Origin of the sequence: Sinorhizobium numidicum (assembly GCF_029892045.1) — a bacterium.
Classification (GTDB): domain Bacteria; phylum Pseudomonadota; class Alphaproteobacteria; order Rhizobiales; family Rhizobiaceae; genus Sinorhizobium; species Sinorhizobium numidicum.
The window spans coordinates 529,781-550,184 of the sequence record NZ_CP120369.1 but is presented as its reverse complement, the minus strand read 5'-3'; the positions used below and the strand labels follow the sequence as shown (position 1 = coordinate 550,184).

Here is a 20,404-nt window from a genome sequence, read left to right as displayed (position 1 = left end):
CGACGTCCTGAGCGAGCTACCTTCCCGGCTAAAAGCCTGACTTCTTCAACACTATCGGTGGTTCTCTGCCGTTCGCGTCCGACCCCTCTGTTAGGAGGATGCCGATTGGGTTGCATCGCCATCAATCTGGCCAGCGACCAAGCTTTGCAGTCGCCACAAATTGCGGTCGCGGATGCCGAGTTCCTCCAAGTGGACAACGGTGTGGTAGAGATATTCGGCGCCAGAACCCCAGTGGCCACAGGCTCTGGACAGGCATTCTGCGACCGCTTCGAGCGGAAGCCTGCCCGTGTAGCCAGGTCCCTTCCTGTTGGCCACGAAGCCGAGGGCGCGCACCGCCTGGCCGTCGATTTCGACGGTAATCCATCGGGGCATGTTGCTGGGAGGCTTCGTTGTCATCTCCCGTCGAAAGAGTTTGTTGAGCTGGACCTCCGCGGTGGTTCCCTGCAGCCGGTAAGCGACGCCTTTGCACTGGCCACCTCGATCGAGTGCCATCATCAGGCCGGGTTGCTCTGTGGTGCCGCGCCATCTCGTCAGACGGAGACAGAAGACCGATGCCAACCTCGGGCAACGCCGATATGATGTTCTATATGATCGACTTCAGGTTTCCAGATTAGCGAACCGTACGCAAAGAGCCACATGTCCGCGCCCCTTGGGTGGGCTGCCAAGATTGTGTCGACGGCTGCGGCATAGTCGGCATCCGTGTGATAGACGAGCCCTGGGACGGGGCCAGGATCCTCAAGCTTCCGATGAATTCGAGCGACCAATTGTGCAGTCAGTTGCATCCGCGCAGCCCCCGAATTCAGTGACCGGAATTGTTGGGAGAAGGGAAGCGAAACCGGAGGGTCCATAGCCATCCGAACTTTGCCATGATGCGGTGTTGGGCGGGATCAAGCTCGAGGTCGTGAGCGCGCAGCCGCGGCCGCGTGTACGCCAAAAGGTCCAGCTCTGAACAATGCAGAGAGAGGGCCATGATCTCGCCAATGTCCAAGTCGCGCACGGTGGCCTGTGCCTGCGCCTCCCAAGTTTCCTCAGCTAAGGTCTCCTGCCATTTGCCGGATGTCATGGTGCGCTCCCTCTCAAATGAGGTGGCCATCATCTCACCAACACGTGAGGGCGCCGTCGGTTGGGAATTCATGCACCGTTAGAAGCGTGTTAAAAATGACCTCTCTGAGTGAGGCGCAAGTAGGATGGCAGCGCTCCGTGTAGAGGTTCTTGGTGGGCTTGACGTTCAGACCGAGTCCGGACCCATCGGGTTTGCGACCCGGAAGGCGCTGGCATTGTTTACCTATCTCGCTCTCGATGCTGGCCGCACCCATGGCCGGACTCAGCTCCATGGATTGTTGTGGGGCGACTGCGAGGACCGGCAGGCCCGCGGCAGTTTGCGGTACGCCCTGACGGACATCCGTAAAGCGCTGGGACAGTACCGCACGGCGTTGTGCACCGATCGTGACAGAGTTAGCCTGAAGCCTGAGGACGTGGCCGTCGACGCTTCGGAATTCGAACGCCTCGCGCGCTCGCAGGTGCCGGCCGAGCTGCGGAGGGCCGTGGCGCTCTACAGAGGCGATCTGCTTACGGGTGTCGAGATCCGCGCGCCTGCATTCAACGAATGGCTTGAGGAAGAACGTGAACGTTTGCGCGGGCTTGTCGCGCAGGCGCTCGGTCGTCTCCTCGAGATGGAGCCGGATTACGACCTGGCTCAGCGGCTGTTAGCTCTCGATCCATTCAATGAGATTGCTCATCGCGCGTTGATGCGCCACTACGCCGAGCAGAAGCAATGGACGCTCGCCATGCGCCAGTTTGATGCCTGTGCGGCCTTGCTGAAGCGCGAGTTGGGCGTGGCCCCGGAAGCCGCTACCTGCAGTCTCCGAGAAACTATCCTGAACCGCCGACCTGCCTCAGGCGGGGCGACTTCATCACCGGCCGGCACTGCTAGCAACTTTGGACCTCCCGGCATAGCGGTCTCTACATTTGGCTGCATTGATGCGGTCCCCGAAACAGCGGCCATGGCATCGGGACGGCGGGAGGCAGTGGCGACAGAACTCGCCCGCTTTCGAGACGTGAACGTCTTCCGCGACCGAAGTGCTGACGATGCTCACTTCAGCCTGGAGGCTACACTTCAACGGCTAGGCTCACGTCTGAGACTGACTGCAACGAAACAGCAATAGTTCCTTGTTGTTGTCGAAGAAGTCTCCTGAACAATTCTGCTCGCTGCCTGGACCTAAGCGGCCTTGAGATGGACGTGACCGCACCTAGCCTGGAGACTCCGGCCCAGCTCAAGCGAGAGTCCGGCCCTAGCTGGGTCAGTCTTCTTCTGGTCTTTGAAATTGCGGTGACCACCCGCGCGAAATGCCTCGGCTCATGAACTGCTCCGCACGCGCAAGCTGCTCGCGCAGGTGGTTGCAGTCGAGCAGCAGTGTGGCGATTGTTGCACGCGGATCTTCATCGTGCCAGGCGATGGCGGCCTCGACCTCCCAATCGAGATCGGCACGGTCTGCCCGCTTTTCCGGGATCGTCATTGCAATTTTAGACTCAGCTGAACGCCGCGACCGGGCATCGGCAACGGTGTGCCGATGTCGATGCGACCAAACACCTCTTTGCGGCGCTCGGCCTCGCGCTCTCTTTTTGCGCGCAAGGCAGCCACCAGCGCGTGAGCGCGTTCAATCACTTCGTCTGCATGGGTCATGAGAACCTCCGTAGATGTTCTCACTTTGTTCTCATTAACGAGCGCCGTCAAGGCCTGTGACGCTCCGGCATTCTGAGTGTTATCCCAGCGGTCGGGACCGGCGTAGCGATCGGCTCACGCGGTGCGGTCCAATACGATCCTCAAATATCCTGATGACGTCGGCCGCATGACGAGAGCATCCCTGACCTCTTCGGCGGAAAGGTCGCGTGCGCGCTCCGACGCTATCCGCAGATCGATTAGAACGTCCCGTGCGTGGGTTTCTGCGGTGCCAGTCCGCTCGCGCATGTCGCGGACAGCGTCTATCGAGCGGTCAAAGAGCCCGGTTTATCTCGTAATGCGTCAGTCGATCGACCTCGTTTGCCGCCCTGATCAGTTCTGCAATGAAATCGGTCGGTGGATCATGCGGCAGCTAATCATGAGAATGCGGCTGTTTCGCGCCTTAGATCGTGTCCTGATTGCCAATCCGCTGCAGGTCAAGGCGATCGCACAGGCGCATGATGCCGGACGGCATGGTTTGAATTGGCGGTCGCTGTCGAGGTTTCGAGGGCGTGATTGATTTACATCAAAGCGGCTTGACCTATTCGGCCGTAAACAGGTCTTCGTTTCTGCCCGACGCGCCTTAGTCGCGCAACCTTGGCAATAGTTTTGGAGAGCAGCATGGTCTTGTGTATGGGGTCACCGGCTCCTGCGATTAAAGTGCAGAACTGGCCGCGTGGCCGGAGCGGGGAAACCGTAGTCCCCCCGCAACCCGGAGGAGCCATGGGCGCCGGCGGAACCGTCGCGGTTTTCCGGTTCCCGGCCGAGGCCACCGGGCGTGCGAGTCTGATCCTCGACCTGCGGCACGGCAACGAGCCGGACGAGGGTGCAGAAGTACCAGCTCCTATTGGAAATCAAGGAGGAACGGGGATTGCGGCGCGTCGCAAGGCTATCTGCAAGGCGCGTTTGCCACGGCAGGCCCTGGGAGGGTAGCGCGATGGGCACTCAAGACTTTCCGGTCACAACCGGCAACGAAGAACCGAAACAACTGAGCCGCGCAGCCCATGAGAGCGTCGATATGACGGCACCTCAGACAGTCGGCCAGACCGCGATGCGTGGACCTATAGGGCGTCATTTGGTCTTAGCCGACCGTCCTCGTCATGCGAGCATGGCCATGCGCCTCGGAGTGTCCGGCTCGGGCACTCTTCGTGGCACATACTCCTTCGACTTCGACCAGGGCATCGAGCCAACGACCTTCGCGACCGCGGATGTTTGGTGGGAACAGCAGACGGAGATAAATCGTCAGCTCGTACCCCGCGACGGGGCGGCCCTGGCCAACCTCGGCATCATCGACTACGACGGCCTCACATATGCTGACCTTGTCAGGTTGCCATTTTCCTCGATCCCGTTGACCGCGAACGCCGAGGGCACGAATTTCCTGGTCACCGGCGCGACGTTCGCAGTGAAGACGAGGACTGGAAAATTCGTCAAGGTTCAAGTCCTAAGGTACGGCTACAATCTCAAACTTCGCTGGCAGGAGTGCACTCCGCCGGCTGGCTCGGGCACTCTTCGTGGCACGTACTCCTTCGACTTCGACCAGGGCGCCGAGGCGGCGACCCAGGAGACCGCCGATGTTTGGTGGCAACGGCAGACGGAGATAAATCGCCAGCTCGTACCCCGCAACGGGGCGGCCCTGGCCAGCCTCGGCATCATCGACTACGACGGCCTCACATATGCCGACCTTGTCCGGTTGCCCTTTTCTTCGATCCCGTTGACCGCGAACGCCCAGGGCACGAATTTCCTGGTCACCGGCGCGACGTTCGCAGTGAAGACGAGGACTGGAAAATTCGTCAAGGTCCATGTCCTTAACTACGGCTACAACCTTAACCTTCGCTGGCAGGAGTGCGCCCCGCCGCCGCGCTACGCCGACGTCACGGCGACACTGGGCAGTACGCCGGAATGGCTGGTCACTCGCTACGAAGTGAGCTGCAGCTACCAGACGAATGCAGGTCCGCGCAACTGCGGCAGTGGCACCTTCGATCACCAGGGCGGCACCGTCCGCGGGCGGGTATCAAACGAATTCGGGCCGTTCCCGGCCACGATTAATGTCACGGTGATTATTGACTTCCAGCCAGATACCGGTCTGCAAGGTATCGTCAGGACCTTCACACCCCTTGTCATGGACACCGGGGTTAACTTCCTCTTCGAGCCATACCAGGTAATGCAGCGGACGGAGGTGCTGTTCGACCTTGGCCACTCGCCCAAACCTGAAGACTACCTGCTATTGCGCTGGAAGCACATTGCGAACGGCGTGCCCGTGACCTCCGGCCACCGATTCATCAATGCGGCCGAACTCGCGGCGGAGCCCGTGACGCGGTACGAGATACTCTTTGTTCCCGACCCGCTCGAGGCAGAGAGCCTTGACGTTTCGATCGAGGGCCGCTTTCAGGGACATCCGCTCATTCCCTTCGCGCAGACTTTTGAGCTCACCGACCGCGCGATCCTTTTCAAAAGTGAGAAGATACAGAGCGAGCAGTTCATGCTGGTGGCAACGTAGCAGGCGCAGGCAAGAGATCGAACGACTGCGCACGGTTTGTCTTAAGGGCCGCAAGGCTGCATCGCCTCTGGTCCACGCAGTCTGCAACCGGGGCGCACCGGGACACCTATGCGACCACCAAGCAGTTCCTCTGCGCCTTCGGCATTGAGACGTTGCGGGATCCTCCAGACGCGAGGCACTCGAGGCTGGCGCGCCTCGCTAGAACAGAGAACGACGAAAGCCGCCGTTGAGACCCGTCAGTTCCCTTCTCATAAAGAAAGCGGGTCATCGCTGCCGCGGACCGGGCACCAATCATGTGCCATCTGTCGTCCTTCTGTTTGTCGCAGTAGTCGACAATGCCTCTGACGACGCCCACCTCTGTGCCGTGTGCCCATCCGGCGTCACGGATGCCGACGCTTTCCAGTTTCGACCGCGATGACCCCGAACTGCTGGCGAAGATGGTCCCTTGCGACAGGATCCTTCAGCAGCGTGTCTCCGGTTCCAATCTTGCCGAAGTGCACGATAGACGGGACAAGCTCCCTTCTTGGATCAGGCGGGTGGTGTTGTGGAATATCATCCGCATTGAAGAGATTGTCGGGCGGCGGATTGGCCGGATCGAGACCGAAGTCTTTCAGAGCCTGCTCGCGATGAGCGAGCCAGTCCGTATCGAAGCTGGTCCGCTACGATTTGAAGTTGGCTACAAACTGGAAAACCTCCTGGGATAGCCGCTGATCCGAGTCGCGGTACACGACTTCACCGCCTTCCTCGCGTTTGATGAAATCCCATTCGAACACTGACTGTCCTATGACGACGTCCCCGAGCCTGACATGGTCCGAAGAATTGCCCGGAAGCGGCGTGCCGCCGGCAATACCGACCATGAACACTTTCCGTGTTTTGAATGAACGGAAGAAGTTCGCGGCTGACACCCCGGCTCGGGTGTTGCCCATCGTCGGAAGCACCGCCAGGATGACACGCTTACGTTTTCCCGCGATCTCGAGGTAGATTTCCTTGTAAACGTGTGGATCGTCTTCGATCCGTAATGTTTTGCCCTTCCCGAAAACGACTTCCACGGCTTCCCGTTCTTTTGGGAGGGCAGCCAGGACCGCAAGGTCGCACTCCTTACGATTGGCTTTGATGCCGACGGATTCTGCCGGGCCATCGGTCTGGGACATGGCGAAAACCTCCTGGAAATCGGGATTGAATGTAATGGTCTCGAGCAGCGAGACGTCGCACGCGCGGCTGGTGGGCAGCACACCCTTTATCCGGCACATCTTGCGCAGGATTGAAAAATCGATGTCGTCCGCAGGCGCTCCGGAAGGAATTTCGGCACCACCAGACAAATTCATGTTCTGAAGCACGGCAGCTCCAAAATCCTTGGCATAGCTGTCGAAATAACAGCGGTTAACACGGCCATGAAGGAGGTTCTGAACTGTAAGGTTCTGCGCATTGACAGGCAGCTCTGACCTCTTCGGCGGAAAGGTCGCGAGCGCGTGCCGACGCTATCCGCAGATCGATTAGAACGTCCTGTGCCGTATCGGTTCCTGCGGTGCCAGTCTGCTCGCGCATGTCGCGGATGGCGTCTATCGTGTCGCTTGGCAGATGGGGTGGTTGCCGTCCTCCCCTAACGGCATCGCAATGTGCCAAGGTGACGTGGTGTAGGCCACAGAACAGAGAGGACGGCGGATGAAGGACATGATCATCGGGGTGGATCTGGCAAAGAATGTTTTCCAGCTGCATGGGGCATCGATGACAGGCGATGTGAAGTATCGCAAGAAACTGTCTCGTGGGCAGTTCTTGCGGTTCATGTCAGAGCAGCCATCGGCGCTTGTTGTTATGGAAGCCTGCGGCAGCGCCCATTACTGGGCGCGCGAGCTGGTCAAGCTGGGCCATGCAGTAAAGTTGATCGCGCCGCAATATGTGCGCCCGTTCGTGAAGCGGCAGAAGAACGACGCGGCCGATGCCGAGGCAATCGCCATCGCGGCCCGCCAGCCTGAAATGCGTTTTGTCGAGCCGAAGACCGCTGATCAGCAAGCGCGGGCGGTTCTGTTTCGCGCGCGGGAGCGTATTGTGCACCAGCGAACGGAACTGGTGAACGCTCTGCGCGCCGTTCTCTACGAATATGGGCAGGTCATTCCGCAGGGGATTGGTCACGTCAAGCGCATTGAGGCGATTGTCGAGAATACTGAAATCGACCTGCCCGAGCTTGTGCGGGAGGAGTGCCACGACCTTCTGGCCCAGATCGGCGAGAAGACGGCCCGGATCGAGGAGAAGACGAAGAAGCTCGCTGACCTGTCGCGGCAGAGCGAAACCGCGCGCCGGCTTCAGACCATGCCGGGTGTGGGGCCGCTGATCGCACTGGCTGTCGAAGCTTTCGCGCCAGCGATGCAGAGCTTCCGATGCGGCCGGGACTTTGCCGCTTGGCTCGGCCTCGTTCCACGACAGTTTTCTTCTGGCGGGAAAGAGAGGCTCGGCCGGGTGTCGAAGGCTGGTCAGGCCGATATCCGCAGGCTCCTGATCATCGGAGCAATGGCCCGCGTGAGTTGGGCGGGTCGCAAACCGCCAGCGCAAGGATCGTGGCTTTCGCGGATGCTCGCGAAGAAGCCGCGCATGCTGGTGACGATCGCGCTGGCGAACAAAATGGCTCGGAAAATATGGGCCATGCTGACGAAGCAGGAAGATTATCGAGACCCGGCTCTGGCTGTGCCGGCGTGAGACCCCGCGGATAACCAGGACTGGCAAGGAGGTGTGAGAAGTCGATGACCTGAATGGGCGCATGATCGAACAGATCTGGACCGGGAAAACCAGACTTTAACTGAGGGCGTAGAGCTCGTTTGGCAGATTTGAACCCGATCCGCAGATCACCATACTGGCCAGCGGCTTTTGAAAGTGCCGTAGATAAAGGCCTGACAGAAGACCGCACTCGATCACACGTCAAAAAGGTCAGAAAACTACTTGCGCAACGGGCGGCAACCACAGAAGTTAAATGGGTTCTTCCTCACTTTGGGTGGTGGCGATTTTGGTCGAGCGGCAGCATGCGTGCCCTGAGCAGCTTCGGGCCAGCTCTGCCATACATTGCACGCTTGGTTGTCTTCAGGCGGTTGATTTGGCCTTCCGCCTGGCCGTTGCTCCATGACAGTTCGATGGCGTTGCAGACGGCATCAAGATCGCGGTGCAGGACGCGTGCGAACCGCTTAATTACGACCAAACCCGAGCTAACGGCATCGTCAATCCAGCTGTCGAGCTTGCCCGGATCGCGGCTGCGAAAGATTCCACGGAAGCGCATGCCAAGGCTGCGCATCAAAGCGAACTCAGGCGAGCCCTGTTTCAAGGCATCGACCTTTCTCGCCTGAGTGATCGTCAGCATGCGTCGCGGCTTCATGCAAAGGGCAGCTGCGACCACCGGCGAGATCACATGACCGGTCTCCCGATCGCGTATCGGGACAGCAGCGCGGCCTGATTGATGCGAGATAATCGGAGCCGGCGAAGCGCTGTCCTTGGCCGATCTCTTCGGACGGCGCCAGCTTGCGAGAAGCCGCTCGAGATTCGCGAAACTGCCCGTGTAGCCGCGCTGTTTGATATCGTGGAACAGATGCCGTCCGCAGCGCTTGCCATCTTCCCAGCACGCGGCGAGAAACGCCTCGAAGTACAGGGGCGATGTCGCTTCAACGCCGCCTTCTGTCGGTCGGGTGGCGCCTCGAAAGTCAGCCATTTCGCGATGCTGCGCCGGCCGTAGCCGGTGCGACGTGCGATCTCCGAATAGGACAGACCTTCCTCATTCAAAGCGTGCACAGTATCGAACACCACCTGCCGTGATTGTCGATGAGCGTGACGCCGGCGGCGGTGCCTTGCGTCAACGTGCGGATCCCGACTCAGATCGATTTGCGCGCTCCCGATTCTTTTATCCGGCAGCAATGCTCGTCCAGTGGCGCGGCCGGAAAGGCTCATCTGCTCCTCGATTGCGACCCGCAGATTCTGCATGAGATGGAACCGATCAGCGACCTGAAGCGCTTGCGGCGCACCCTCGCGAGCAGCTTGTGCGTACAGCCCGCATCGGTCTCGGCTTACGATCTCGACAGAAGGGTGCCGCTCCAGCCATCACGCGGCACTCGCAACGCTCCGGTCGCCAAGGATGTCGACGACCGAACGGCGCTCCAGGTCGACGATCATCGTGCCGTAGCGCCACGATCGCCGCCAGCTCCAATCATCTATGCCAACGACCCGGATCGTGGCGTCGCAATGAGCGAGCGCGGCATCCCGCTTCAGCTGCCGCAGGATCGTGTCGTCGCTGACCGGCATGCCGAGCCGACGCATCAAGCGCTCGCCGGGGCGGCCGCCGGCGCTATGACCGAGCAGACCGACAATCGCGGAGACCCTCCTTGTCCGGCGCGCATAAGGGGACGCAATCGTCGGCAGTCGGTCGGTGAACGTTTGTCGTTCACATGTCTGATGCGCGCACCGCCAGCGGCTCAACCGAAGCTTCACCGTTACGGTCTTGCCCTGGACCGGCAGATCTTGGAGGCTTCGGTTGCACCAGCCATGCCGATTTCGGCTTCGCCGCCCGCAATCAGGGCAAATGCCGAAGTCTGGTCCGGCAGCGGAAACGACCCAACCATCATCATTTGTGAGCGCGACACCCAGAACTTTTGCCCCTGGGCCGGGCGACCATTTCATTTTCGTTCGCATACCCGCCTATAGCGGCATCATGTTTAACGGCGAGTGAACCACACAAATTGAGGAAGACCCTAATTAAATGCCAAGCGACAGTGTACTCGATAACCCTGTTTGTCTAGCGCGAGGTAGATGTCATTGGCGATCGATAGTGCACGCAGCAACGCAGATTCTGATGATATCAGATCGGGCAGGATCCTCTTGTAGGGCCTGAGGAACTCGCCCTCTTTCACCTCGCGCGTCTTTCGGAAGTGTTCCTCCGCCCCGAACAACAGCGGATGACGTGCTGGACGATGAGGTCTTGTTGCGGCCCTTGTGTTGCGAACAGAGCCTTCTTCCGGCGGTCTCCTTTGTCGTGGCTTCGGGACCCACGGCGTTATCTCGATGATGTCGTCAGACATCGCCGGCAGCGTTGGCAGTTCTGCCGGAAGCCCAAGCGATTTGCGGGTCCAGTATCCGGATCCGGGGTAGGGCACTTGATATTGTTTGCAGATGGCGGCCAGCGCCGTGCCGGAGACACCGAACTCGGGGGTGACTTTACTCAGCGGGCTGTCGCAGACCCGTTTATAAAGCTCAAGACGTGTCAGTTGCATAGCGAAAGGTCCGGATCTCGATTGAGACCCGATATGGCAGCACCGACATGTGGCTGGCAATACTCCGCCAGCTAATTCCTTAATGAAACAGCATTAATTGAGTGCGGCGGCATCGGTCCCAAGGTGAGGGATGAATGTCGGCTCTGGGGCCGTGAACAGACCGGCAGCTTTTTCTCTCGAAAAAACGATAGCGGCCGCTCGAATTGGAGCGCATAAAGTGTGGGAATGATCCTTCTCGAACGCTGAAAAGGGCCGCTTATGGCGAGCGACCCAACCGATGCGCCGGCCTGACAATAAGTTCAGGGCCTAACCTATCGCCGCTTCCTGCGGCCCGGCCAGGGCAGATTGCCGTCAAGCTCCCGCAGGCCATGGGTCTCTTCCTCCCATTGTTTACGCTCGATACGCCGGGGCGGGGCATCCTCCTCTTCGTACCACAGTAGCGTCAGCGTCTGATCCCATTGATCGACATGCAGGACGTCTTCGAAGAGACCGCCATCGCGGTCCCAGTCTTCGAACCATTCATCGGCCTCAGTTTCTTCAGGTCGTGACGATTTCTCGCCCGCTCGTGCGCGGGCGCTGTAGGAACCCTCGGGCAGGAGCGATCCGGGCCTGATCCAGCCCTTTGCTTGGCGTAGACTCGCCGAGCGGGCGCTGTAGCGAACCTTGCCACCTTCCGCAACGACGAACGCGCAGAGATTTTTCGAGAAGGTTGCAAAACGCGAGCCGGTCGCAAGAAGCGAGGCGTCGAAGTCATCGGCGAGCGCGCCGACCGCCGCCATCCCCATTTCCGCCATGTCAACCTGCGGCTTGAAGAGCTTGTAAGGCAGGAGTAACTCGGCGGCGAAAATGTCGCAAAAAATCTCGCCTTGGGGCCGCTTGCTGAAACTCCAGCTTGGCTGGCTATGATCGGGGGCGATGTCTAAAACGGCGTGGGCGACCTCGTGGCAGACGGTAAATCTCTGGCGCCTGTCGTTCTGATTACAGTTCACGCAGATCTTGTACCTACCCTTGGGCGTCTTGAACGACCAGCCATCTTCGCCGTCGTTCAAGGCTTCCTTCTTGATCGTGCCGTCGATTGCTGCCGCGTATGTATCGACCGAGACCGGCTGTGCAAGAGGCCCGCATTTGCTGATAAACGCCCGTGCCGAGGAAACTACTGACAACTCATCCATCATCGTCATCCATCATCATCCGCCTGATACGCGCTAGCGAGGTCGCGTAATCCGCGCGCGTGCCGCGATTCACAACGGTAGACAGCATCTGCAACTCATCGGCGCTGATGCTCTGGTCCTTACGGACAAATTCCAGGATATTCGGATCCACGTTTGTCTGGCGCGCGAGATGATGCAGAACGTCGCGATCGCGCTTTGAGGCTGACAGCGCCTGTGCGAGCTTGTCCAAAACGTCTCCGGATGGGGCTTCCTTCACGCCCGTTTCAAGTCTGTGAATGTAGGCGTGATCGACCTCGCTGCGCTGGCCGAGATCCCTCAGGCTCAGCTTCTTTTCCTCCCTCAGGCCTTTCAACCATACGCCCAGTGCTGTGTCCGGCATTCGCCCTCCTTGACAAATTTTAATTAATGCTTAATTGTTGTCTGCGTAGACAACAGGCTCTGATCTTACATGAACAAGACCAGGGCTTTTTTCGGGCCCTCCCTGTTGTCCGGTCGGACACCAAAATGCCACCGGCCAGGGCGAAATGCAAGCACCGCCAGAGGCGGGAAAGGACATGAAACATGCTGGACATTGCCGCGGCGCACATCGTGCGCATCCATATCAACCGCGTGGCGATCGAGTCACCCAACCCGACGACGGGCGAAGCGCTCTATGCGCTTGCCGAAATCCAGAGGCGCGAAAAGCTCTATCGCGAGGTCCCAGGCGACGGAGAAGATGAGCGCATTCAGCGTGATGGGACGCCGATCCATCTGACGCGGGATCAGCATTTTTATAGTCAGAAGGTCTTCGACATTTTCGTCAATGGCGACGAGCACGAGATCGATACCAACAAGATCACATACGCCCGCGTGGTCGATCTCTATCTCGGGCAGGGCGGCCAGCCCTCAAACGAATATCTCGTCAAATACTCCCACGGTCCGGTCGAAAACCAGAGCGGCACGCTCGCACCCGGTCAGAAAGTGAAGGTGAAAGATGGAATGCGCTTTCGGGTTGCCGGAACTGGCGAATCATAACCCCTTCCTCAGGGATCTGGATGAGACAGGATATCTGATCGACTTTGTCAGCGGGTATCTCGTGATCTACGGCCTGCCTTATCTCGATGGCCAAGGCGGGTTGCAGTATGGCGACTGGGTGAGCCCGCTCGATCTGGACGGAACGGTCATCGGCCCGCCCTCCAATCATCAGGCGTGGTGGCGGGGCGTCAGGCCGCACGACCAGCAGGGGCGCGCGCTTCGGCTTGGCGGCGGCGACGGTGCCGTAACCGTGACGCCGGAACTGATCACGACGAGCTCGTTTTCGTACAAACTGATGGATGAGCAAGGCGCGCTGCGTCCGTACCAGTCGTTCGAGGAAAAGGTGCGGACCTACATCGATACGATCACGACGCCGGCGATCAATGCCTATCCGAACGCAACGCCCTTGCGCGCCATCGCCGTCAAGGCCGCTGCCCAGGGTTCGCCGCTGCGCCTTCCCGACACCATGTCCGCGCGCTATCATCTTAATGATCTTTCGGCGCTCTTGCGCGGCAAGAAAGTTGCGATCGTCGGCCTTGGCGGAACAGGCGCCTTCATTCTCGATTCCGTAGCCCGTACCCATCTCGAGCAGATCGCGCTGTTCGATGATGACAAGGTCCACCTCCATACGATCTTCCGATGGCCGGGCTTTATCCCCGGCGCCATCGGCAAGCTGAAGGTCGAGGCCCTGGCCATACATTATGATCAATGGCATGCAGGCATTGTGCCGGTCGCCGAACGCATCACGGCCGACAATGTCATGCGACTTCGCGAATTCGATTTCGTTTTCGTCTCGGTCGATGAGGGGCCCGCGCGCCTGCTTATCGTGGACTGGCTGAGTGCGAATGACATTCCATTCGTCGATTGCGGCATGGGCCTCAACCGCTCAACCGTCGGGCTCAGCGGTTTCGTGCGCATTACGGGCACCGACCGTGAAGCCTTCGACAACAATCGGGGCACGGTGCGTCTGCCGGTCGAGAACGCGAAAGCTGACGAATACCGCAAGCAGGCGCAGATTCCTGAACTCAATGCGCTGAATGCCAACATGGCCGTGATCCGGTTCAAGCAGCATTTCGGGCTGCTGGACCGGGAGAGTGCTGCGACTGCGACAATCTTCGATACCGTGACCTTCGAGATGGACCGGGCGGGGGAACCTAGATGAGATTTCGCTATGAAGCCGTCGAACGCATGCCCAAGCCTTTGATGCCGGGCGTCGTCTATCACAGCGAGGAATTCGAGATCGGAGCCCTGCTGTGCGCCTGCGGCTGCGGTCATCGCGTCTCGCTGCTGGTGCCAGACAGCCACCAGGTCACTGAACAAGATGGAATGGCGACGGTGCGCCCGTCGATTGCCGTCTGCGATGCACCATGCAATTCGCATTACGTCATTACGGCCGGCGAGGTTGAGTGGCTGCGCGCCTTCGATCCGGCCATATCGAAAGCGGTGATGCGCGAACAGATCGCACGTCACGCGCAGCGCGATCCCAAGCGTCTGTCCTTCCTGCAGCGTATGCTGGCTGCCCTGGGCCGTGCCTGGACCTGGCTCACTTCCTTCGGGCCGCCGCGGTAGACCTCGCGGCAGGCCGGTCGATCCCGGCTTGCCTGTTGCGTTCGTGTGGGGAAATCCGAAGTCCCATCAATATTCCACTATTAGGCTTTGCGCCGTCCGATTAGCCGCGTCAGCTTCGAAGGCGCATAGCCGCTCCCTCGAATTTGGACGATGCCGTTCGCGCATGCGCGAACGGCATCGCTCGGTGCGGAGCTGCAAGCTTTAGATCTCTGTATGCTCGGCGAGTTCGAGAGCATCCTCGATATCCACACCTAGATACCTAACCGTGTTTTCGATCTTGGTATGCCCCAGGAGGATCTGGATTGCGCGAAGATTGCCCGTCGCTTTGTAAATCATCGCTGCCTTCGTTCGTCGGAGCGAGTGCGTGCCGTAGTTTTCGCGGCGCAGTCCAACCGCAGTGACCCACTCATCCACCAATCTGGCATATTGGCGAGTGCTGAGATGATCAGCATGATCGACCCTACTAGGAAAGGCGAAATCATCGATGGTGCCGCCTCTTCGTTCGAGCCACGCGAGCAAACTTGCCCTGACGTCCGCCGTGATCTCGAACTGTACAGGACGTCCGGTTTTCTGCTGGGTGACCATAGCGCGTGTTCGGATCTCCTGGCCCGTGACGAGGGTTCCGATCTTAACTTTAACAAGTTCACAGCCTCGTAGCTTGCTGTCGATCGCGAGCTCGAAAAGCGCTCGGTCTCGCATGCGCCCCTCTCTATCAAGGAAGAAACGAATTGCCCAAATTTGCCTCTGCTTGAGAGGCTTTTTTACACCCACCTTCCTGCCAGCGTTCCATGCCGGGCGCCCCAATGCAGCAGGATCATATTGTGCGACACCCATTTGAGTTCTCCTTCGGCCACCATTGGCCGTCCGCAGAACGCGCGAAAGCGAGGAGTGTCGGGGGGCCGGAGCGGACCGGCAGCTTTCGGAGCATCAGACCTAAAATGCCTCGGCCTTCGCCCGTGCGGGTTCGATATCCACGGCCGCCACCACGCCAATACGAGTCCCAATCGGGCCAGGTTCGACAGCCTATGGCTGTGCCCTCCATCTGGTTCGTCTTGCAGAACCATAGGCCGCAGGTCAATGTATTGACATTCAAACTGTTGAGTCGGGGCTGGCATGTTTTCTGGAGGGATTGCGGACAAATTAGGCAATCGATATGAAGCCAAATGGCTCGTTCTGCAGTTGCTGGATGTCATTGGCGGCAAGTCTTCCGCCTTAACCTTTGAGGGGATTGATCCCTCCTTCAAGGGATTTGAGTTTTCATTAGTTCGTAATGGCATCACCGAATGGCATCAAACGAAAATATCCAGTCCAAATGGAAACTGGACTCTCGCTGCACTGAAGAGAGAAGGCATTCTCGAAGCGTTCAAACATCGGTTTTCCTCGACAAGTGACGATCTATGTGTCTTCGTCTCACAACATCCGGCGAGAGATATTGCCGATCTTGTTGGAAAGGCAGAAATTGCCAAGGATGAAGATGAATTCGTCAAATCTTTGGGCAAGGGTGCCAGCGCAAATTTAGATGAACTCAAACTTTCATGGGGTGTTGATGATGAAACCGCTTTCGGTTGGTTAAATCGTTGCCACTTTCGAGTAGAGAGCCAACGCACTATAGAAAGCATTATCGACACGTACTGTGATTTCTATTTTGACAATAAACTACAAACTGGATTTGAGATTCTTCAAGAGTTCTTAATTCAGCGGATAAATCGAGAAATCACGACCGAGAGTGCGAGAGCAGAGATCCAAAAGGAGGGAAAGCTAAAGCTTAAGGACTACGCCCTCGACACGACGCTTGCACAAAGGTTGCAGGCCGAGACTGCTGCATATCTTGACACATACATTCCCTTTGGCGCAGGGCGTGAGGCTCTCGTTCGACCAGAAGCCCAACAACTCGCAGACAGAATCGCCGATCCAAACGGCCCTCCGGTTATCTTGCTCACGGGTGTTGCCGGCGCAGGCAAGTCCGGTGTCATTCGCGAGCTCATTGCAAAGTTGTCATTAGCTTCGACGACTCATCTGGCGTTTCGCGTCGACCACTATTTGGATTGCAAGAGCCCGCAGGCCTTTGGCAAGGCAATCACTGGTCGCGAGGAGAGCCCGGTTGCGACACTGAGGGGCGTCTCGATTGGGCAGAAATCTGTACTCATCGTAGATCAAGTTGATGCAATTAGTGAGATATCTGGACGAAACGGCGCAATCAAGCAAGCAGTACTCAAGCTTGTCGACGATGTAAGGAATTTTGGAAGTGTTGTTATTGTTATTTCGTGCCGTACTTTTGACCTCGAAAATGATGATCGACTGAAGGCTCTTAAAGAAGCTCATGGCGTCGAGCATATTGATGTTCAACTATTGGATTGGGAAAATTCAGTAAAGCCACTCTTATTGTCGAAATCAGTGGCTGTTGCTCAGTTTTCTCCCAACCAGATCGAACTCTTGCGGCTGCCCCTAAATTTGGCGCTTTTCTTCGAAACATACGATCCCTCCGCTCCCACATTCAGCTCACGCAACGAGTTGTTTCGTCTTCTGCTGGAAAAGAAACGCAAGGCCCTTGGAACAGATCGAACCATATCATGGGACGTTCTGGAGCCCCTGTCACGCCTAGCAGAGTGGATGAGTGAACGGCAACGATTAGACGCGCCGGATACGATGTTGTCTAGCTTTGGCGGAGCCCTACACGTTTTACCTTCCGAAGGGCTGCTCGTTCGGTCCCGCGGTAACGTCAATTTCTTTCACGAGAGCTTTTTTGACTACGTCTATGCCCTTACATTTGCGGGCAGGAACATATCCTTGGAAGCGCTACTGCTTCAAACCGAGCAACATCTCTTTCGGCGGACACAAGTCCGCCAGATACTAGAAAATCTGCGGCAGGTGGATGATGCCCGGTATCTCCGTGAACTGCGCTCCGTGGTAGGAAATCCGAAAATCCGTTATCACATTCAGGTCGCCGCAGCACAGTGGCTAGGATCGCTGATCGATCCTACACCGGAAGAACGCGATATCGTCGTCTTGGTTGATACGAAGAGCGGACCAATTCCAGCGTTGGTCAGATATGCTTTCTTCGCATCACCTGGTTGGTTTGACAGGTTACAAGCAGACGGATGGGTGCCGAAACAGCTCCTCGGCGCGAACACGGAGCGGGCCGACACCGTCCTTTGGTGGATGTCTAATATTGCATCTGAGCGACCAGTGGAAGTCGCGGGTCTCCTCGACAAATGGTGGGCAGGCGATCCCGAACGAGCAAAGCGATTACTCAATTGGTTCGGCTTTGTTAAGCGGCAGAAGCCGGACGATACCCTGGTTGACCTCTGTGCTCGCGTTACACGTTCGAATCCTCCCGAAATGTTCGAAGGCCGAGGTCAAAACAATCGAGACTTGTTGCTTCATACGTGGGCGGGCGAGAATCCTCACGGCGCCGAAAAGGTGTTGAAGGCGTATTTTGAAGCTTGGTTCGAGGCTCACCCGGGGCTGCATCCATTTGAAAGAGATGAGTTCCGAGACCTTGATGCACATTCACTTGGAGAGTTGGCGAAGAAGGCGCCGGAAGTCTTCATTGACGGAACGATCGAGACGTTCATTCGATCTGTAGATTCGATCGTGTTGAAGAATTCGAACGGCATCAACGATTACTCATTTATGATGCGTTTTGCTTCTGGGAACCATTTCGGTGCAGATGCCTTCCTGAGCATGTTTCGTGATGCTTTGGCAAAGGTTGCGTTGGGGTCTCCCGATAAGGCGCGCGAGATACTAAAAAGGATCGATCCCGGCAAGCACGAAGTCTGCGCTCATATCTGGCTTGAGACGATCGCCGTCAATGGAAGTGCCCTAAAAGATCTGTTTGTCGAACTTCTCGGTTGCAGGCATATTTTTGACGCCGGTTGGAACGGGGCCGATTGGAAGTCATTTGCATCTGCGGCGCGAGCCGCGCTGCCGCACCTGCAGGCAGACGGAATTGCAAAATTCGATAACTTGATAGCCGGTCACAAGCCTGAGCTTGATTTCGCATCAAAGCTGCTGCAGCGCATCAAAGCTGACGGGGAGGAAGAGCCGTGGCGAACCCGATCGGGAGCTACATACCACCTTAACCGGTCGGGTCATGAGGTTTGGTGCATTCTCGATAGCATCGGAGACGAAGCTCTGTCGCCATTGACGAGGAAGACTCTTGCTCAACTTCGAAGGAAGTTTCGCACGGACAAGCTGCCGGAGCCCGATCATCTTGAAGCTCACTGGGTTCAATCGCCACTAAAGCGCGACAAAGCTGCAAGAATGACCGACGAACATTGGCTTTCAGCAATACTGAAATACGATAACGACGACCACCGCCGCCGAGGCCGCACATTTGTGGAAGGGGGCGCGAGGCAACTTGCCGGCGAACTCCAACACCAAGCCAAGGAACAACCGCAAAGATTCTCAGCTTTCCTGGAAAAGATACCCCCCGGCGCTAATCACGCATACATAAGCCACCTGCTTTGGGGGTTAGCGGAGTCCGAGGGAGCGAGCCTTGAAGCCTTGAAGCGCGCAATTGTAACGGTTCATGAAAGGGAAGAACGGGCGTATGGGAGCGAAATTGCTCGTCTGATCGAGAAGAACCCGGAAGTAGCTGCTGATCCACTGATTTTTGAGATCCTTGTCTGGTATGTAGAAAACGGAGACGCCAACGAGACCGATGCCGTCGACAGGTCAAATACCGAAAGAGAGGTCACAACAGTCGAAGACCTGATTAGTCAAGGGCATCTGCATGTTCGTGGCGTGAATGGCGCTCGTGGGGCGGCGGCAGAAGCGTTGGGAAACATTCTGTGGCGCGTACCCGAAGTTGTCGAACCGGCTTGGTCGATTGCCGAAAGGCGCGCCGCCGTTGAGCCTTTGGTCAGTGTTCGCTGCTGCCTGGTTCGTGCCGCCCTGCCGCTCTACAATTCGGATAAAGCGCGCTGTGCGAGGCTGCTGGAGCGCATCTCGGGGCACCCCGAAATCTTCAACCAACCTGCCCACTTCCAGGCGGCGTGGGTGAAAGCTGCTTTCCTATCCCGGCGGTTTCCGACGTTTGCAAAGGCGGCCTCCGTTCGGATCGCCTACGCCATTGAGAGAGTCATTCGACGAAGATCTGCTTTTGCGGGCAGCCCGGATGAGAGCGATTGGTTGGCTCCACTAGTCACACATCATGGTGTCAGGTTGCTGCCGTACATCCTGCGCTTTGTACCAGAGGCGGGACACCGGCTGCTGTATCGCATGATCGTTCACGGCGATCCTAACACCCGGGCGATCGCCGCATGGCTTGTATTCTGGCAGAGCTTTCAAGCTGAAGTGTTCTGTTCTTTGGCAGATGCGCTTGCCAAGGACGGCGTGGTATATCGCCGCCTGATGGCCGACGTCGCGTCTCACGCCATCGAGGATGCCGAATTCAGATACCGAGCCGAAACAATTTTGCGGCGCAGCTTCAATGACGACGACAAGCAGGTAAGGAGCCAAGCAGGCGATGTTTTCAGAAACGTGAAGCCTGACCAGTTCGACCGATATCGTGAACTTGCGCATGACTTCATTCGTTCACCCGCCTTCGAAGGGGGCTCGTATGGGTTCTTCCATGCACTTGAGCAGGCTGAATGCAAGGTTGACGATATTGTGGTCGCTGCCACTAAGATTCTCATGGATGACATCGGCAAAAATGGCAACGCGGCAGGTCGGAGATCAATGGATTTGCATCAACTGCAAGATATAATAAAAAAGGAATACGCGGTATCCGAAGGTGACCCTCCATTGCGGGCTAAGATCCTAGATCTAATAGATAGCATGCTTAAGATGGAACTTTATGGAGTTGACGCGATAGTTGGTGCGCATGAGCGATGAATCTAGTTCATTGTTCTGTGCAGCTCCGCAGATGCCTTCTTGAGAAGTGCCCGGTGTCTGCCGTCCGGCGCGAAGGATGCGCCGAGCACGTAATCGCTGACGACGCGGAAGGCCTCGGGGCGTAGTACTCACGGTATAGTGCGGCTGCGCGGCGAACCTCGTCATCGGAAGGTTCGCGTCGTCTGTCGCGGCGCTCGGCGATGAGTATCAGCAGCCGCCGACGATCGCTGCCTATTGCTGGGTGGCAAGGTCAAAGCCTATTCGACGTCTGCTTTCGAGAAAAGGCACCTGCGGCCTATATGACCAATAAGGGGCGCGATCCGGCCAAGTCGGCAGCCGGCCCGAAGGGATCAAG

Annotated in this window: 20 protein-coding genes and 2 pseudogenes; 8 read left to right on the top strand and 14 right to left on the bottom strand. The window is 57.8% G+C overall.

Annotation, left to right across the window (positions count from 1 at the left end; translation table 11 throughout):
- Window positions 1-90 precede the first annotated feature (90 nt).
- Both PYH37_RS31720 and PYH37_RS31715 read right to left on the bottom strand, forming a co-directional pair.
- Window positions 91-638: pseudogene (locus PYH37_RS31720) on the bottom strand (gamma-glutamylcyclotransferase).
- A 161-nt stretch (window positions 639-799) separates the two neighbouring features.
- Window positions 800-1,063 (bottom strand): hypothetical protein, encoded by a 264-nt coding sequence (locus PYH37_RS31715; RefSeq protein WP_280736528.1) that lies wholly within the window; start codon window positions 1,061-1,063, stop codon window positions 800-802.
- 124 nt (window positions 1,064-1,187) lie between these two features.
- On the opposite strand from PYH37_RS31715, the gene PYH37_RS31710 reads away from it, so the two are divergent.
- Window positions 1,188-2,165, top strand: a complete 978-nt coding sequence (locus PYH37_RS31710) for a BTAD domain-containing putative transcriptional regulator (protein WP_280736529.1) — start codon at window positions 1,188-1,190, stop codon at window positions 2,163-2,165.
- A gap of 135 nt (window positions 2,166-2,300) precedes the next feature.
- Here PYH37_RS31710 and PYH37_RS31705 read toward each other — a convergent pair whose 3' ends face one another.
- The 3 genes from PYH37_RS31705 to PYH37_RS31690 form a co-directional block, all read right to left on the bottom strand.
- Window positions 2,301-2,516 (bottom strand): hypothetical protein, encoded by a 216-nt coding sequence (locus PYH37_RS31705; protein ID WP_280736530.1) that lies wholly within the window; start codon window positions 2,514-2,516, stop codon window positions 2,301-2,303.
- Window positions 2,513-2,683, bottom strand: a complete 171-nt coding sequence (locus tag PYH37_RS31700) for a hypothetical protein (RefSeq protein ID WP_280736531.1) — start codon at window positions 2,681-2,683, stop codon at window positions 2,513-2,515. The genes PYH37_RS31705 and PYH37_RS31700 overlap by 4 nt, the downstream gene beginning before the upstream one ends.
- A 675-nt stretch (window positions 2,684-3,358) precedes the next feature.
- Window positions 3,359-3,664 (bottom strand): hypothetical protein, encoded by a 306-nt coding sequence (locus PYH37_RS31690; RefSeq protein ID WP_280736532.1) that lies wholly within the window; start codon window positions 3,662-3,664, stop codon window positions 3,359-3,361.
- Here PYH37_RS31690 and PYH37_RS31685 point away from each other — a divergent pair.
- Both PYH37_RS31685 and PYH37_RS31680 read left to right on the top strand, forming a co-directional pair.
- Complete coding sequence (locus PYH37_RS31685; protein ID WP_280736533.1) at window positions 3,657-5,216, top strand: hypothetical protein; 1,560 nt, start codon at window positions 3,657-3,659, stop codon at window positions 5,214-5,216. The genes PYH37_RS31690 and PYH37_RS31685 overlap by 8 nt on opposite strands.
- 386 nt (window positions 5,217-5,602) lie before the next feature.
- Window positions 5,603-5,920 carry a hypothetical protein gene (locus PYH37_RS31680; RefSeq protein WP_280736534.1) on the top strand — a complete coding sequence of 106 codons (318 nt, stop codon included), beginning with the start codon at window positions 5,603-5,605 and terminating at the stop codon, window positions 5,918-5,920.
- Here the strand turns inward: PYH37_RS31680 and PYH37_RS31675 are convergent.
- Entirely contained in the window at window positions 5,876-6,553 is a 678-nt protein-coding gene (locus tag PYH37_RS31675; RefSeq protein ID WP_280736535.1) for a phosphorylase family protein, read from the bottom strand. The genes PYH37_RS31680 and PYH37_RS31675 overlap by 45 nt on opposite strands.
- Before the next feature lie 325 nt (window positions 6,554-6,878).
- Between PYH37_RS31675 and PYH37_RS31670 the strand changes: the two genes are divergently transcribed.
- Window positions 6,879-7,907, top strand: coding sequence for an IS110 family RNA-guided transposase (locus PYH37_RS31670; protein WP_280736536.1), 1,029 nt, complete (start codon window positions 6,879-6,881; stop codon window positions 7,905-7,907).
- Window positions 7,908-8,190: 283 nt separating this feature from the next.
- On the opposite strand, the gene PYH37_RS32710 is transcribed toward PYH37_RS31670, so the two are convergent.
- The 7 genes and pseudogenes from PYH37_RS32710 to PYH37_RS31650 all read right to left on the bottom strand — a co-directional run bounded on the left by PYH37_RS32710 (window position 8,191) and on the right by PYH37_RS31650 (window position 12,007).
- A complete protein-coding gene (locus PYH37_RS32710; RefSeq protein ID WP_425336216.1) occupies window positions 8,191-8,559 on the bottom strand; it encodes a transposase in 369 nt (122 codons plus the stop codon).
- A gap of 44 nt (window positions 8,560-8,603) precedes the next feature.
- Window positions 8,604-9,239 (bottom strand): hypothetical protein, encoded by a 636-nt coding sequence (locus PYH37_RS32705; RefSeq protein WP_425336225.1) that lies wholly within the window; start codon window positions 9,237-9,239, stop codon window positions 8,604-8,606.
- A gap of 51 nt (window positions 9,240-9,290) precedes the next feature.
- Complete coding sequence (locus PYH37_RS32700; RefSeq protein ID WP_425336205.1) at window positions 9,291-9,506, bottom strand: hypothetical protein; 216 nt, start codon at window positions 9,504-9,506, stop codon at window positions 9,291-9,293.
- A 195-nt stretch (window positions 9,507-9,701) separates the two neighbouring features.
- A pseudogene (locus tag PYH37_RS32695) lies at window positions 9,702-9,866 on the bottom strand (ISL3 family transposase); the annotation flags it as partial.
- 71 nt (window positions 9,867-9,937) lie between these two features.
- On the bottom strand, window positions 9,938-10,456 hold the full coding sequence (locus tag PYH37_RS31660; protein ID WP_280736537.1) for a hypothetical protein: 519 nt from the start codon (window positions 10,454-10,456) through the stop codon (window positions 9,938-9,940).
- Between the two features lie 311 nt (window positions 10,457-10,767).
- Window positions 10,768-11,637 carry an ImmA/IrrE family metallo-endopeptidase gene (locus tag PYH37_RS31655; protein WP_280736538.1) on the bottom strand — a complete coding sequence of 290 codons (870 nt, stop codon included), beginning with the start codon at window positions 11,635-11,637 and terminating at the stop codon, window positions 10,768-10,770.
- The gene (locus tag PYH37_RS31650; protein ID WP_100773280.1) at window positions 11,621-12,007 is read right to left on the bottom strand and encodes a helix-turn-helix domain-containing protein; all 387 of its coding nucleotides are present in this window, start codon (window positions 12,005-12,007) and stop codon (window positions 11,621-11,623) included. Before PYH37_RS31650 ends, PYH37_RS31655 begins: the two co-directional genes overlap by 17 nt.
- A 182-nt stretch (window positions 12,008-12,189) precedes the next feature.
- Between PYH37_RS31650 and PYH37_RS31645 the strand changes: the two genes are divergently transcribed.
- The 3 genes from PYH37_RS31645 to PYH37_RS31635 are packed head-to-tail and all read left to right on the top strand — an operon-like array spanning window position 12,190 to window position 14,211.
- On the top strand, window positions 12,190-12,642 hold the full coding sequence (locus PYH37_RS31645; RefSeq protein ID WP_280736539.1) for a multiubiquitin domain-containing protein: 453 nt from the start codon (window positions 12,190-12,192) through the stop codon (window positions 12,640-12,642).
- Complete coding sequence (locus PYH37_RS31640) at window positions 12,602-13,804, top strand: ThiF family adenylyltransferase (protein WP_280736540.1); 1,203 nt, start codon at window positions 12,602-12,604, stop codon at window positions 13,802-13,804. Before PYH37_RS31645 ends, PYH37_RS31640 begins: the two co-directional genes overlap by 41 nt.
- Entirely contained in the window at window positions 13,801-14,211 is a 411-nt protein-coding gene (locus tag PYH37_RS31635) for a ubiquitination-like system serine protease family protein (protein WP_280736542.1), read from the top strand. The genes PYH37_RS31640 and PYH37_RS31635 overlap by 4 nt, the downstream gene beginning before the upstream one ends.
- A 201-nt stretch (window positions 14,212-14,412) precedes the next feature.
- On the opposite strand, the gene PYH37_RS31630 is transcribed toward PYH37_RS31635, so the two are convergent.
- A complete protein-coding gene (locus PYH37_RS31630) occupies window positions 14,413-15,045 on the bottom strand; it encodes a tyrosine-type recombinase/integrase (protein ID WP_280736543.1) in 633 nt (210 codons plus the stop codon).
- Window positions 15,046-15,324: 279 nt separating this feature from the next.
- Between PYH37_RS31630 and PYH37_RS31625 the strand changes: the two genes are divergently transcribed.
- Window positions 15,325-20,049, top strand: a complete 4,725-nt coding sequence (locus PYH37_RS31625; protein ID WP_280736544.1) for an AAA family ATPase — start codon at window positions 15,325-15,327, stop codon at window positions 20,047-20,049.
- The last annotated feature ends 355 nt before the right edge of the window (window positions 20,050-20,404 follow it).

What these genes read in the sequence shown, in the direction of transcription:
- PYH37_RS31710 (WP_280736529.1), top strand. Translation starts at nt 1,188, where the DNA reads ATGGCAGCGCTCCGTGTAGAGGTTCTTGGTGGGCTTGACGTTCAGACC.
- PYH37_RS32700 (WP_425336205.1), bottom strand. Translation starts at nt 9,506, where the DNA reads ATGCGTCGGCTCGGCATGCCGGTCAGCGACGACACGATCCTGCGGCAG.
- PYH37_RS31645 (WP_280736539.1), top strand. Translation starts at nt 12,190, where the DNA reads ATGCTGGACATTGCCGCGGCGCACATCGTGCGCATCCATATCAACCGC.
- PYH37_RS31630 (WP_280736543.1), bottom strand. Translation starts at nt 15,045, where the DNA reads ATGGGTGTCGCACAATATGATCCTGCTGCATTGGGGCGCCCGGCATGG.
- PYH37_RS31650 (WP_100773280.1), bottom strand. Translation starts at nt 12,007, where the DNA reads ATGCCGGACACAGCACTGGGCGTATGGTTGAAAGGCCTGAGGGAGGAA.
- PYH37_RS31635 (WP_280736542.1), top strand. Translation starts at nt 13,801, where the DNA reads ATGAGATTTCGCTATGAAGCCGTCGAACGCATGCCCAAGCCTTTGATG.
- PYH37_RS31640 (WP_280736540.1), top strand. Translation starts at nt 12,602, where the DNA reads ATGGAATGCGCTTTCGGGTTGCCGGAACTGGCGAATCATAACCCCTTC.
- PYH37_RS31700 (WP_280736531.1), bottom strand. Translation starts at nt 2,683, where the DNA reads ATGACCCATGCAGACGAAGTGATTGAACGCGCTCACGCGCTGGTGGCT.
- PYH37_RS31655 (WP_280736538.1), bottom strand. Translation starts at nt 11,637, where the DNA reads ATGACGATGATGGATGAGTTGTCAGTAGTTTCCTCGGCACGGGCGTTT.
- PYH37_RS32710 (WP_425336216.1), bottom strand. Translation starts at nt 8,559, where the DNA reads ATGCTGACGATCACTCAGGCGAGAAAGGTCGATGCCTTGAAACAGGGC.
- PYH37_RS31705 (WP_280736530.1), bottom strand. Translation starts at nt 2,516, where the DNA reads ATGACGATCCCGGAAAAGCGGGCAGACCGTGCCGATCTCGATTGGGAG.
- PYH37_RS31680 (WP_280736534.1), top strand. Translation starts at nt 5,603, where the DNA reads ATGCCGACGCTTTCCAGTTTCGACCGCGATGACCCCGAACTGCTGGCG.
- PYH37_RS31670 (WP_280736536.1), top strand. Translation starts at nt 6,879, where the DNA reads ATGAAGGACATGATCATCGGGGTGGATCTGGCAAAGAATGTTTTCCAG.
- PYH37_RS31685 (WP_280736533.1), top strand. Translation starts at nt 3,657, where the DNA reads ATGGGCACTCAAGACTTTCCGGTCACAACCGGCAACGAAGAACCGAAA.
- PYH37_RS31715 (WP_280736528.1), bottom strand. Translation starts at nt 1,063, where the DNA reads ATGACATCCGGCAAATGGCAGGAGACCTTAGCTGAGGAAACTTGGGAG.
- PYH37_RS31625 (WP_280736544.1), top strand. Translation starts at nt 15,325, where the DNA reads ATGTTTTCTGGAGGGATTGCGGACAAATTAGGCAATCGATATGAAGCC.
- PYH37_RS31660 (WP_280736537.1), bottom strand. Translation starts at nt 10,456, where the DNA reads ATGCAACTGACACGTCTTGAGCTTTATAAACGGGTCTGCGACAGCCCG.